The organism is Pelagicoccus sp. SDUM812005 (assembly GCF_031127875.1).
Classification (GTDB): domain Bacteria; phylum Verrucomicrobiota; class Verrucomicrobiia; order Opitutales; family Opitutaceae; genus Pelagicoccus.
In genome coordinates this window covers 15991-29739 of the sequence record NZ_JARXIA010000037.1, presented here as the reverse complement: position 1 = coordinate 29739, position 13749 = coordinate 15991, and the positions used below count along the sequence as shown (strand labels likewise).

At 50.1% G+C, this 13749-nt stretch carries 8 protein-coding genes and 1 pseudogene; 2 read left to right on the top strand and 7 right to left on the bottom strand.

The window, feature by feature from the left end:
• A pseudogene (locus tag QEH57_RS24135) lies at positions 1-141 on the top strand (transposase); the annotation flags it as partial.
• 214 nt (positions 142-355) lie between these two features.
• A complete protein-coding gene (locus QEH57_RS24130; RefSeq protein WP_309009373.1) occupies positions 356-844 on the top strand; it encodes a transposase in 489 nt (162 codons plus the stop codon).
• A gap of 331 nt (positions 845-1175) precedes the next feature.
• Here the strand turns inward: QEH57_RS24130 and QEH57_RS24125 are convergent, their stop codons facing one another.
• The 7 genes from QEH57_RS24125 to QEH57_RS24095 all read right to left on the bottom strand — a co-directional run bounded on the left by QEH57_RS24125 (position 1176) and on the right by QEH57_RS24095 (position 13679).
• On the bottom strand, positions 1176-2798 hold the full coding sequence (locus QEH57_RS24125; RefSeq protein ID WP_309009372.1) for an alpha-L-fucosidase: 1623 nt from the start codon (positions 2796-2798) through the stop codon (positions 1176-1178).
• Positions 2799-3000: 202 nt separating this feature from the next.
• A complete protein-coding gene (locus QEH57_RS24120) occupies positions 3001-5955 on the bottom strand; it encodes a TonB-dependent receptor plug domain-containing protein (RefSeq protein WP_309009371.1) in 2955 nt (984 codons plus the stop codon).
• 200 nt (positions 5956-6155) lie between these two features.
• Positions 6156-6845, bottom strand: coding sequence for a hypothetical protein (locus tag QEH57_RS24115; RefSeq protein WP_309009370.1), 690 nt, complete (start codon positions 6843-6845; stop codon positions 6156-6158).
• Positions 6846-6869: 24 nt separating this feature from the next.
• Positions 6870-7115: a sulfatase-like hydrolase/transferase gene (locus QEH57_RS24110; protein ID WP_309009369.1), complete on the bottom strand. Its 246-nt coding sequence runs from the start codon at positions 7113-7115 to the stop codon at positions 6870-6872.
• 73 nt (positions 7116-7188) lie between these two features.
• Entirely contained in the window at positions 7189-9108 is a 1920-nt protein-coding gene (locus QEH57_RS24105; protein WP_309009368.1) for a sulfatase-like hydrolase/transferase, read from the bottom strand.
• Between the two features lie 543 nt (positions 9109-9651).
• Positions 9652-11172 (bottom strand): arylsulfatase, encoded by a 1521-nt coding sequence (locus tag QEH57_RS24100; protein ID WP_309009367.1) that lies wholly within the window; start codon positions 11170-11172, stop codon positions 9652-9654.
• Positions 11169-13679, bottom strand: a complete 2511-nt coding sequence (locus tag QEH57_RS24095; RefSeq protein ID WP_309009366.1) for a glycoside hydrolase family 95 protein — start codon at positions 13677-13679, stop codon at positions 11169-11171. The genes QEH57_RS24100 and QEH57_RS24095 overlap by 4 nt, the downstream gene beginning before the upstream one ends.
• Positions 13680-13749: the final 70 nt, after the last annotated feature.

Genomic DNA, 13749 nt, shown 5'->3' with positions numbered 1-13749 from the left:
CACGTCGCGATCGACAACAACTGGATGGAGAACGCCATCCGGCCGACCGCGGTCGGCAAGAAGAACTGGCTCTTCGTAGGGCATCCCCAAGCCGGCGAACGCGCGGCGATCCTTTACTCGATCCTGATCTCCTGCAAACGCCTGGACATCCAGCCGCTGGAATACCTGGCCGACGTACTGTCCAAGGATACGCGAACCCTGCCGGAGCAAGCGCTCAGGACTCTGACCCCAGCCAACTGGAAAAAGTCAAGATCAGCATAGGGGCAGATTTTGCACCGCTTACCCTCAAGGACGGGATGGCCAAGGAGCGGTACGAACCCTGAAAAAGCGGTTAATTCGAAAAGCGTACCCGCTTATGCAGATACGCAAGATTCCGCCCGTCGAAACAGTCCTTGCCGAGAACGAGAACCTCAAGGCGGAGCTGTCGGAGAAGAAAGGGCGCCTCCGCCGAACTGCTGGTCTACACGTCGTATCCAAGTTTTGCGACCACCTCCCCCCCTACCACCAGCGCGCGGCCTACAAGGCTACGCGCTTTTCGGTCGCCCGCCAAAGCGAATCGGCCATGACCTTCCGCCCGCTGGGCAATGCCATCGCCAAGCGCCATGGACGCTACCTGCCCAAGACCGCCATGGACAAGGCCGTCGCCTATGCCCTCGGAGAATGGGGGGCCATGTCGCGATTCCTTGAATACGACCAAGCGGAGATCGACAACAAGCTGATGGAAAACGCCATCCGTCCCAGCGCCGTGAGCAAGAAGAATTGGATGTTCATAGGCCACCCCAAGGCTAGAAGCCGCCGCGGAGAACTACTCGATCGTCGGCAGCTGCGAACGTCGAGGCATTAACCCCTCAGAATACATCCACGACTTGCTCGAGCGCATCCCATCAATGAAGGGGTCCGAGCAATTCAAGCTCACCCCGCAGAACTGGGAGGATTGTCCAAACGGACTGCGGCAAAATTCTCGCCTATCCAATTCAAGACGTCAGTCGACTCGAAACGAGGAATAACCATAGGTCCATTCGCGAACGAAGGGATCGGCGCTACCTGCAGCTCCGCGGAAAGACCCCGTTTCGCAAACAACAGCACCACGCAAAACATGATTTTCTTGCCCCTTTTAATTCAGTTTTAATATCAAGTCCTCATTAGGGAGTTGCCAAATAATAATCGAAAACGATCTAGAGCTCCAATTTGAACATAACAGGCCAATCCAAATTCTCAAATACGGGATTCCTCGGAGCTTGGATCTCGATCCCCTTAGCCGTCTGCTTCCAAACGATTTTTTCATCGCTTCCCAACAACGAAACCTTGGCTACTTTCAAATCTTTACCGACTCCATCGCGACCAAATGACCTGAGAACAATCGACTCTTTCGGCCAAGCCAATATCGTTCCATAAATCACCCTCCCATTCTTGCTCTTCGTATACCTGAGATCTCCGCCAATAAGCTTAACCCTAGCCGACGAAGTACGGGAAGGATCATCGTAAACAATTCCTCTAAACCCATTTTCCACAACAGGCTTCGGCTTACCCTGACTGTCCTCTCCATAAACGAGCCATGGTCTTGTTTCAAAAATGCCTTCCCCCAACGCCTTCGTCCAGGTGGCGAGATCTTTCAGGAAAGCAATATCCGCATCCTGCATAGAACCATCTCCCTTAAGCCCAAGGTTCAATAGCATATTTCCATTTTTACTGACCACATCAATCGTCTTTCGAAACAGTATGTGCGACTTCACCACCGATTGTCCGGGACGATAGAACCACCCTGCTACATTGCTGTGAGCCTGCCACTTGTAAGGTGCGATTCCGACCAAATTGCCCCCTTCGTAATCAGGGATCGCTTCCTCTTTCCACAAGGATTCCCGCTTATAGCTGATGACCGGCTCATATCCATTCTTTAACCCATCATTGTAATAATTCGCAACAATGCGCCTAAACGCATCCTGATGTACATAATTTCCTGTATCGCAGAAGATATCAGCTGTTCCACCGTCCACAAAAATGTAATCCGGCTGAAAACGATGCACTAGCTCAGAAAGCGTATCTTCCCACTTCTTCAAAGCGCTTGGTTTTGGGAGCCCTCCTTCTCCAATCCCTTCACCGTAGAGTTGCACGTATCGCGGATCGGACACATCGTATCCGCGGAGACCTTTGCCTCCATAATACCAGGAATGCCGTGCCACATGCGTCGATACCCCCACTTTGATGCCTCGTTTTCTGGCCTCGCCAACAACTGCCTCAACTGTATCCAACTTCGGCCCCATCTTCGCTGCATTAAACTCATCAACGACCTCTGAATCCCACATCGCGAACCCATCATGGTGTATCGCCATGGGCGCAAAGTAGCGTACCCCCGCCTCATCCAGCAAGCGAACCATTTCCTTGTAGTCGAACCCATCACTACTCATTAGCGGGATAAGATCCTTGTATCCAAATTCCTTCGGATCTCCAAAAAACCGCTTGTGCAAAAGGTAGTTCGAGTTTTGCTCATTTTCCGGCTTTCCGGCTTTTGGATACATATTAGCCCCCCATTGGCCTGGAGGGTTCCTCGCAGCCGTATGGGAACCTGCATACCTCCCCTGCTGACGGCAGAATTCCATGACGTCCCTATTCCAATACTCGCCAACAACGGATTGCGGTCCCCAGTGGTAGAAAAACCCAATTTTTGCATCGTGGTACCATTCCGGTACTTCGTAGCCAGAGAGACTCTCTCGAGTCGGTTCATACTCCCGTGCCTCTAGTTCCAACGTGACACAAAGCATGCCTAAAACGCATGCGCTAAATAGAATTAAAATATTCATACTCACTAATTTTATACAACTTTTCGAAGCTCTAACATGCTCCGAATGCTTTATCTTTCGTCCCTAAGCCATTTCTCCATAAAAAAAAGGGGTGACCGCAACTTGAACCAGCTCCAGCCACCCCCTAAATTCCGCGACTAAGACCTTCCGTTCTCTCTGTTATCCGAGATACGGAAAGGACCAATCACCAATCTCGCTATCCTTAGAAATCCAAACGAACCGAGAACGTTATTTCACGCGGAGGAAAAAGAACGATGGCATCAATATTATCTGCATAAACTACGCTGATCGGACTCCATTCGACTTCATCTCTAAAGGCATTTTTGACATTCACTTGATAGGTGACATTCCGGTCCATAAGCTTCGTTTTGTACTTCGCCATAAAGTCGAAATTGCTGTTGGAGCTTCCATACATGTGCCTGCCATCCGCATCTTGCCCCACAACCGGAGCGCTCATATACCGGAACCCAGCGCCAAGGCCAAGCCCCTTGAGGCGTCCATCGCGGAAATCATAGCTGTTGAAAACCGAAACCTTATCCTGACGCAGCCCTCTCAGGGTCGTGCCATTGACAATGATATTATTAAGCTGAGACTCGAAATTGTTAATCCGGTCGCGTAGCGAGGTTTCTCCATCAACAATGTCATCAAGAATATTGTCAGCTTCTGGCGTGTTTGGGTTATCACGATCATAGGAACTCCAAAACGGCCTGCCTACGTCTTCGATCCAAGACACGATTCTCGGAGCGATATTCGTAATCTCCTTATCCGTCCATGAGTAGTTCAGGCGAACGTTCCAGTTTTTCGTAATCCGCCCAACCGCAGCCAACTCATACCCTTCGGTTTCCGTATCCCAAGTGTGTCCATTCCCGTACAAGCGGTATTGCTCTGCATCAGCCTCGGCCAGTAAACCTTCGACGAGCAAAGCATCAACAATCTGCTCTTGTCCCCAGTTGTCTGGATTCCCTCCACGGGTGTCATTTTTCTGAGCAGCGTTAAAGTAGGTTGCTGTTAGAGATAGCTTATTTTCGAGGGCGTCGAATTTGATCCCCAAATCACTACCATCACCTTGTGTTGGCTCATTAAAGGATCCATCAGGAACCATCGTTCTTGGAAAGTCTGGGACGCCAAGACTATCGGACTCATTCGCGAATATCGACAATTTCTTTGTCACATGAAACACAGCGCCCAATTGTTGGGTGGTCCCCGTAAATTCACTAATAGTCAGATTATCCGGATCGCGCACAATTGCCCCGGAAGGATCCAGCAACTCACCAAACGCATGAAAAGTAAGTTCGTCGCTACGCTCTCCAAATGTCGTTACGAGTCTACCGTCAAACCAAAAGCTCTGCAACGAAACCATCTTTGAGATATTGTCCCGCGTAAAGTCGTACCTTCTTTGGAATGGGACGAAGTCACTAGTAAGCACAGAGCCATCTTCCAAAGTCAAATTCACCGGCTCGAACTCCCCAATAGCATACTGAAGAGGATCCGACGGGTCTTCTATGTAGGTTCTTCTCAAAAGTCGATTGCGAACATTGTTCCCTAAGTCTGGACGGGGCAAAACGCCATCAATGAACACGCTCTCACGCATACTGATTTCTTCAACAGTATAGTCTGAATCTTCATATAAACCGGCAATGCGATGTACGCCTAGAACATTCCCAGCTTTCTCAGACCCAAGCAATTCTTTGAAATCGATTTTATACGATAGCGACACTCTTTGAGATTCGAAAAGCTCTTCCTGAACCCTCCTCATAGTAGACGCTTCAATGTAAGTCAGCCCCGCATAGGGATTAAGAACCGGATTATCGACGTCAGGCAGATTGTCCGTAATGGTGGCTGCAGGTAGCCACAAGTTCGGGTCTCCCTGCAAAAAAGACGCATTGTGGAGAAACAGATCCCAGTCCACTTCGTTCTCAGTGGCCGCAAACGAAACAAAGAGATCCTTCACTATCTCATGTTCAACGATAGCCGTCTTGTTTTTTATCTTAAAATCCCTAGAGGTGCTGGGTCCAAATACATTCACGCCGAGCACACCATCTGGCTCGATCGCCACATTTCTTCCGCCATTGAAGAATGTAAGATTGCTCCCATCTTCCTTTTTTCCATTGGGCCACCGCGCTCGCACCATCCCTCTCCAATTAGCGACCTGCCCATCATTGCTGGTAATTGACCAGTACCCATCTTTGTTATTATCATTTGTACCACTAAGCGCCTGCATGTGAGCCAGGTCCGTGGAATCCAGATCAGGGTTCACGGTGGAGTTATTTCGAAGATCCCAACCGCCAGCAAGAAGAGGGTTCCCAATATCCTCCCACTTTTCTGCCCAATTATGATGGTTGAACGGACGAGAAGTCGTATCGTTCTTTTCATACTCCTCATAATCGAAGAGAATTTTAGTCTTCTCGAAAGGCTTGTAGGTTAGAGCGAGGTCAATGGCTTCATGATCATCGTGCGTATAGTACATCCAGCCCTCTTCTTCGTGCTTGAGAAGATTCACGCGAACCGCAAGACGGTCATCGATAAGAACTTCATTCCAATCCAACGCCGTGCGTGCTTTGATTTCGTCTCCAGTGGTAAATTCAACACGCCCTTTTTGCTTACCAAAATGAGCTTGTTTCGTTGAGTTATTGATCACGCCTCCAGGCGATCCAAATCCAAACAAAATGGAGTTCGGCCCTCTCGCTTCATCAAGCCGCTCCATGTTGTAGCTATCGAATTCATACCCGTACGAGAAATAATTCCTTGCTCTCGTCGCCGGCAGACCACGAACGCGAAAATTGAATGAGGGGCTCGCTCCTACTTGAACATTTCCAAACCCGTGCGTGTCATCCTCCGTACTCTGGACGAGATTATTACCGTAAGCCACGACATCTTTGAGATCAGTCGCTCCTAAGTCATCCATCATTTCTCTGGTGAAAACATCGATAACGGATGAGGTGTCCCTCAACGAAGTGTTCAATCGAGAGCCTGCCAGCGAATTCGCTGCCCGATAGCCCACATCCTTCGATCCATCTACCTCGAACGGCGAAAGTTCGAAAATATCTTCGTCGTCGCCCGACGCGGCTTCCTGAGCGTACGAGCAAATCGCTCCTGTTAAGGATAAGGTCAATCCCAGAGAAAAGTACTGTTTAAATCTAATTTTTGGGGCAATCATAGTTTTATTGGGTATTCTTCAGAGTTTCTGTTTTTCTGGTTCACTGCTTGAGTTAGTCTTTCAACTCGCCTCCAACGTTACGCCTGTGGCTCTGAAACTTCAGTCGCTGTCAACGGGGCGAATTACGGCCCGTATTTAACCACAGCCCTCCAAAACCAAGGTAGGAGATATCCTCCAAGTACTTGTCGAATTCCTCCAATTCACAAACTGCCACTGAAATCGACCGAACTTCGCCTTAAACTCTCCCGCTTCTCGCCAATTCGCTTCATCAGCGATTTCGTTTTTACAATTTCCCCGGACTCTAATCGCTTCCAAAGATCCGGATAGTCCTTCTTCAATGCTTCTCGAACGAGTTGTGCCGGCAACGCTTTCCCAACCTGCCGCTTTCCCAGATCTTCGAGTCCCTGTTCCCGGTGGTTCTCCAGCCACTCCGTCTCATAGCCGCGCATCCGTCCGAGCACTTCAGAATAGATCGGATCTCTCGCCAGATTCCTCATTTCATGCGGATCCGACCTTAGGTCGTACAACTCCTCATTCGGCTTTCTCGGCTGCAAGAAAATTCGCTCATCTTCGCTCAAGCGCCCTTCTCGATCTAAGCGGCGCATAACATGGAGAGCAGGTCGATTGAGATCCAAATACGCCTGCCCTGCATCCCAAGGAATCTCCACCCTATGGTTCACAATGTACTTGAATCCGTTAGCGACGATACTTCTAGAACAATCATCGATCTCGTCCCAAACATCCCGAGCAGAACGCACAAACACCCTATACTCCGGCTGCTCCACACCAAAAGCGGGACGAGCGGACATGTAGCCTGGGATTTCCGCTCCGGCGAGATTGAGGATCGAGGCCGTGATGTCCGTCACGCTGATAAGTCCTTCCACTATCATACCTGCTTCAATGATACCGGGTCCCTAGACGATCATCGGAACATGCACTCCGGGTTCGTATAGGTACCCCTTGCCCCTGAGGTTGCACCGTCCATTGTCTCCGACAAAAATCACTACCGTATTCGAGTCTAGCCCTTTGGATTTCAATTCATCCATCAGGAACCCGACCTCCCGATCCATGTACTCGATCGTATCCAAATAATTCGCCCAATCCCTTTTGACCTCTGGGGTATCCGCATAGTAAGGCGGCAGCTCGATCTCATCTACCAAAACAGGCGTTTCTGCCCTCTCTCGCAAATTGGGCCACCAATCTCCTCGATGCGTCACCTGTAGCTGTATCTGATTAAAAAAAAGGCTGATCCTCCTCGGTATACTCTAGCTTCTTGTCGAAAAGCCCAAATTGGGTCACGCCATCGTAGGAGCCCAACATCTTCGTCTTGAAATTGCAATCGATCTTGGTCCCTTTGCCCATCACGAGATCGCTACCAATAATATTCGTATAACCCCCTTCCTTCAACCAATAGGTCATCGGTTTGTAGGGAGCTGGCAACGGTTGGTTTCGCTTACTTCGATGGTGCTGCGCTCCAATTTTCGCTCGATCGACACCAACCATCATAGCGGATCGATTCGGCGAGCAAATCGGACTCGGACAGTAAACGCCCGTATAGCGAGTGCCTTCCTCCGCCAAGCGATTGAGGTTCGGGGTACTCACCCCCTTCATGCCGTAACATTCGAGGTCCAAACCTATATCTTCCGCCATCAACCAAATGATGTTGGGCTTCTCTTGCAGGGTCCTTGCACTCCTCGCCGAAGCCACTTTCTCCAACGGGTGTACTGTAATCCTCGCAAAACTCATCGCAGGCAATTCAACCGCCGGAGAGCCTTCGTCAATTGTCCTAGAACTCCACATCAATTTTCCATAGCCATCCTCGCCTTCGGTAAGCGTCTGCAACTCCACTTTCCTCAACCCAGCAGGATCGAGCGAAATATCGCAACGATGAGAATCTCCCGTTTTGTTCAATAAATACAAATAGACCACGCCATCCTTTCGGGCCGCGAAGCCATGCACCGATGGCTTCCCTGTCTTCACCGCATGCAGAAAGGTCCCTCCCTGGACCTCCGCCAGGAGAGCCATTCCTTCTCCGGCGGGATTCACTCGGAAGCCATTCTGCCGATCCAAGACTCCGTCCTCTGAGCGGAGCGCCAGATCCCAAAAAGCCGTCATATCCCAATTGCCGATATACAGCTCCATCAAAAACTCCGTCGCCAAAAGCCCTTTCTGAAAGCGAGAAAAAGAGCCCATATTGTTCGCGCTGCCGAATCCGTATTCATTGTTGGCGACAAGCAAATCCCTCCCCATCGACCTAGCAATGGATCTGTATTCATCCGCCGCATACCGCCAAACACGCCCTCCCGATTTTCGATCGCCATTCTTGCGATCTCGCAACGGCACCTCACCCAGCCACTCTTCATAGGAAGCGGGTGGAAGTTCCGGGCTTCCGCCATAAGGCCACTTCCCATGCGTTTCCAAGCCATCCGCCGTCCCTCCGTCGTTCTCCAAAAACTCTCGGACGCTCTTTTTACTTGGATTATTATCGTTCCAGAAAACCTTAATGTTTGGATCTTCGGCTTTCATCCTCGTCGCATATTTTCGAAAGGCTCGAGCGTGCTCCGCTGGCCCACCGTGCTTATGCATCTCCTCATTTCCAATATACCAAAATCCGCCCCCAAACCCGCGCTCCTTCACATGCCGGACCAAACGAACCGCCTTCTCTATCATCTCCAATTCCTTGCCGTGCACCGCGCCGATGTACGAGTTCACTCCGATTAAAGGTGTCATTCCGGTCGCCTCAACAAAATCGAGATACTCATCCACACTCATCCACTCCGATTCGGGTTCATTTAGCTTCGAATCAAAGGTCGGCAACATTGGATCCTTGAACGGCTGCCCCGTGGGCGCTTCCCAGTCCCAGTATTTAACCGTCGTGCCTCCCGGAAATCGTGATACCGAAAAACCGTTCGCCTCCACCCACTCAGCAAAATCTCCTTCCTCAAACACAGGGTCGGGCGTAAAAGTGTAAACCTGATGCAATCCCACCAAATTATAGCTTATCGGGCGACCATCTAAATGCGTATCGATACATACCGCTAGGTCGTCACCACCCAGCGCAGCGCTACTAGAAAGCGCCGCCAGCAAGTTCCACAAGGCCCACGTGCGACAACCACTTCGTAAAAAAGAAAAACAGGAGCAAAACGTATTCATAATACAACGACATATGTTATTGATACAACTAGATTAATTTCGCTGAAAAAGAGGGAACTTATCCCCATCTACTCGGGCCCGCAGATTACGAAGATGAACACAGGCAGTTAAGGTTTAGAGGCTAAACAACCCGCTCAACCTGCGAGCATAAAAATATAAATACTACTTTTAGGACAATGCACTAGCGATTGGAAATATCACAGTCACTCTATACTCTCCATAGAACCCTCACTTCTACCGGGATACTCGCTCCCTCCAGTCTCCGCCAAAGTTGGATCGCCCTCTAAGAATCCTAAACCTGCCAGGAATCGATCCGGGGAACTCCAGCCCCCAGGAAAATAGATTTCCATTTCTTGTGGAACCTCGCCTCCTTGTAAACATAGGGCTTTCCGTGTGGAGGCTCAGTTTCCCCTGCAGCGGGACTCGAACGAGACCACGCCAGTGCCGCAATCCATAAAGCGAGGATCACCTTAATAGAACGCGACTAAATTACCCAAAGCCGATCGCATTCAACTTTTTAGCACATCATCAGATGATCGCCAGTCAAAGATCCGGTCGCTCGGAATCGATATTGCTCAGCAAAATCTTCTTCAAAACCTCGACCTTTTCTGGATAACTATTCGCTAGATCAAAGCGTTCCTCATTGTCCTTTGCTATATAGTAGAGCTGAAACTCGTCCCGATCACGATCCACTTCGACCAGCTTCCACCCATCTCGACCAATGAGTGCCGTTTTGCCCATTCGATCGAAATGATTATTTACCACAATGTAGTCGTGTGTTTTCTTCTGCTGCTTCGACAACAGGGTGGGCAAATAGGAAATGCTATCTTTTCCTTCCGGCAAATCGGTGCCGACGAGCTCGGCCAATGTCGCCATAAAGTCATACTGAGCACTCATCAGATCGGTCGTCGCATTCTTTTTGATACGTCCCGGCCAACGTGCAATCATCGGAACCTGCATCCCCCCTTGGTACCCAGCCCTCTTCAAGCCTGCGCGCCCCCCGGCACCGTCAAAAATATCTCCATGTTCCGATGTCCTCCATTTCTTATCGGTCAAGTTCGCCTTTTCGCCATTTGGTAGGCGCTGTTGATTGAACCGCCCCTTTGGTCCGTAATAAAGCTCGTGCCCGTTGTCGGACGTAAAGAATACGATCGTTTCATCATCAATGCCCAGAGCCTTCAACTCCGCCATTATCAACCCGACATGATCATCCAGCATTCTTACCATGGACGCGTATTTTTTCTCCGCCAACGACCACCCGTCCCTATCCGCATAGTCGGGGTGCAGCTCGGGAATTGCAACCGGACCATGGGGCAACTGCGTAGGATGATACAGAAAGAACCGCTCATCCTTATGCTTACGGATAAAATTCAGTATTCCTTCTATGAATACGTTTTGAGAATAGGTCTCGCCTCCCGAACCAACGGGCTCGTCACCTTTCTCGCTCATCTTACCGCAGTGAGGATCATCATTGCCCGGCAATTCGAAACGTTCGCCATTGCGCCACAAATAGGGTGGATAGAAGCCATGCGCCCTGCGATGATCATAGTATCCTTCATGATAATCCCAGCCGAAGCGCTCGACCCGCTCGGCCCAGGTAAGAAAGCCACGATCCAACTTCCCGAATTGAGCCGTCACGTAGCCCGCCCTCTGAGCGACCTGCCCTAGGAATACTTCATTATCGGCGATCGGGTGGGCGCTCGCCTTAAGAGCCGCAAACCTTTTCTGAAACTCTTCCTCGGTAATCTCGCCCGTATCCCGCAAAATGGGAAGACCAGCCGTCGTCTCCTGCCAACCACCAATACGCCCGTCGTGCATTCCCGTAGCCAAAGACCAGCGAGCCGGAGCACAGAGAACCCCTCCGTAGTAATTCGTGAATCGCATTCCTTCTTCCGCGAGACTATCAATATGCGGAGTCTTTATAACCTTCTGACCATAGCTTCCCAATAAACCGACTCCAAGATCGTCGGCATAAATCAGAATAACGTTGGGGCGGTCGCTAGCCGCGCAAAGTGATACTCCTACAAAGAACGCAAAGGCAATGATCCGTCGTAAATACTTCATTTCTTCAATTCCTTCATAAGATCGTACGATCCACCCTTTTTAGTCGACACACTGACTAGCTTCTCCCCGTAGCGAAGCTTAAGCGTATTGCCCAGCTTCGATCGCAACGTCGCCGCAGTCAACGCTCCGCCCTTCCATTCCATGTCGATCTCGAAACCACCACGAGCGACGAGCCCGCTCACCGAACCGTCTCCCCACGCCTGAGGCAAGGCTGGCAGCAATTCCACTTCATCAGCATGCGACTGCAGAAGTATCTCAGCGATACCAGCAGTTCCCCCAAAGTTACCATCGATTTGAAAGGGAGCGTGCTTGTCAAAAAGGTTGTTGTAGGTCGATTTCCGTAACAGCATAACGATATTGTGGTGAGCCTTCTCCGCCTCCTTGAATCGAGCCCAGAAGTTTATAATCCACGCACGACTCCACCCCGTATGGCCGCCACCGCTTGCCAGACGGCCATCGATTGACTTGCGCGCTGCCGCAACCATCTCAGGCGCATTGTTCAAATTGTATTGGCGCCCAGGATACAACCCGAACAGATGGGATATATGACGATGCCCGGCGTCCTCTTCTTGGAACTCATGGGCCCACTCCATAAGCCGACCGTCGGAACCGATTTTAGGCATTGCAAGCTTGTCGAGCGCACGTTCGACATCCCTAGTGAAAGCATCTTTTACTCCTAGAATGGCGGCCGCTTCCAATGCATTCGTAAAAACATCCCAGATGATCTGCTGATCCATTGATGGCCCCATTGATAAGTTGCTAAAAAGCTCCCTCTTATACATAATATCGGCAAGCTCCATCTTGCTTATCTTGGCCTTCTTGGATGCCGTAGATTCATGAAATGCCTTAAGCTCTTCTGCATAATCTTCCGCGGTTACGCCAGGCAGCAAAAACTTGTTTTCGGGAGAAGAGCTAGGGCCAGAAACCAATGTTCCCGTCGCTGGGTCCTCAACGAGCCAATCCAGAAAGAATAAAGCAGACTCCTTAAGAATGGGATAGGCTCTGCCTTCAAGAAAGTCGCGATCGCCCGTAAACCGGTAGTGCTCCATAAAATGCTGAGTCGCCCAGGCTCCGCCAACGACCCACTGACCGTATTGAGGTTTGCCGAACGGTATCGAAAAATGCCATACATCAGAGGCATGCCCTGACAAAAATCCGCGATTTCCATAGACCTCGCGAGCCGTCTTCTGCCCAGCGGGAACAAGCCTTTCTATATAATCCATAAAAGGCAGATGACATTCCGACAGATTCGTAATTTCCGCCGGCCAATAATTCATCTGCATATTAATATTTAAATGATAATCGCCATTCCATGGGGCCGCAGTATGAGAACACCAAATACCTTGGAGGTTTGCCGGCAAGGTCCCAGCCCGAGATGATGTTATAAGAAGATAACGACCATATTGAAAATAGAGAGCCTCGAAATTTGGATCGACATCCCGTCCTTCCTTATAGCTCGTCAATCGCTCTAAAGTCGACTCCGAGGACGACTCACCCAAATCCAAAGACACTCGCTGAAACAGGTCCTGATGCGAATCTATGGCCTCGGCCTTAACCGAAGCGTATCCTTTTTCTATTGCGGATGAAAGGGTTCGCTTGCATTCAGCCACTAAATCATGAGTGAATGGATTAGCCGTGTCATTGACGTTATAATCAGTCGCTGCTGCAATATATAAAGTAACAGAATCCGCACCGCTAACGACAATTCTCCCGCTTTGAATCGAAGAAGCGCCTCCCTTAATATCAAACTGGTAGACCGTCGCAAACTTTACACCTAATTGCTCTCCTCTTTGAGAGGCTTGCCCTCGAGCTACAAGCGTATCACTGCTTTCCGCCTCCACAGAAAAGATCCCGTCTCGCTGAACCGAGGTCACAAATGAAATCGTTCCTGGATGATCCGAAGTTAGGTTCACCGTAATTACATCATCGACAGGGCTAGCCATCACTTCTCGAGAGTAGTTAACGCCATCAATCGTGAATGAGGTCGTCGCAATGGCTGTATCCAGGTTCAAATCGCGTCGATAGTTCGTTGCTTCGCCTTCGAATCCAAAATCGAACCCCAGCTCTCCCATCGTCTGGTAACTTCGAGGCACAATCCGCGATGGCAGGGTCGTCCCCACCAGCTCTTGAGCCTCGATGTACTTGCCCGCGAAAAGCAGTTCACGCGCCTTATCAATCGCCTCGCTAACACTTCCCTTCCCTTCCGGTACCGGAGGTCCTGCCCAAATAGACTCCTCATTCAACTGAATCAGCTCTCCCGAGACCCCTCCATAAACCATAGCTCCCAATCGCCCATTCCCTACCGGCAGAGCTTCTTCCCAATAGGACGAAGGCGCGTTGTACCAAAGCGATAATTCAGAGGACGGAGACTGGTTCAGCGGCTCGATTTCAACCGTTTCCTTATAGGGGAGCTCCTTCCTTGGCTCAGCATGAGGCATCCCGCCCCACAAGTGTCCAACGACAACGATGCTCGAAATCAAGCAGACTATCTTCAATGTATTCTTCATTCAACTACAGGTTAGTTTCCATCTTCTAGAAAAGCGAAAGGGCAATAATAAAAAAAAAAGGGGCTGGGAG

Coding starts and splice junctions, on each gene's coding strand:
- QEH57_RS24130 (WP_309009373.1), top strand. CDS start 356: ATGCAGATACGCAAGATTCCGCCCGTCGAAACAGTCCTTGCCGAGAAC.
- QEH57_RS24125 (WP_309009372.1), bottom strand. CDS start 2,798: ATGAATATTTTAATTCTATTTAGCGCATGCGTTTTAGGCATGCTTTGT.
- QEH57_RS24120 (WP_309009371.1), bottom strand. CDS start 5,955: ATGATTGCCCCAAAAATTAGATTTAAACAGTACTTTTCTCTGGGATTG.
- QEH57_RS24115 (WP_309009370.1), bottom strand. CDS start 6,845: ATGATAGTGGAAGGACTTATCAGCGTGACGGACATCACGGCCTCGATC.
- QEH57_RS24105 (WP_309009368.1), bottom strand. CDS start 9,108: ATGAATACGTTTTGCTCCTGTTTTTCTTTTTTACGAAGTGGTTGTCGC.
- QEH57_RS24100 (WP_309009367.1), bottom strand. CDS start 11,172: ATGAAGTATTTACGACGGATCATTGCCTTTGCGTTCTTTGTAGGAGTA.
- QEH57_RS24095 (WP_309009366.1), bottom strand. CDS start 13,679: ATGAAGAATACATTGAAGATAGTCTGCTTGATTTCGAGCATCGTTGTC.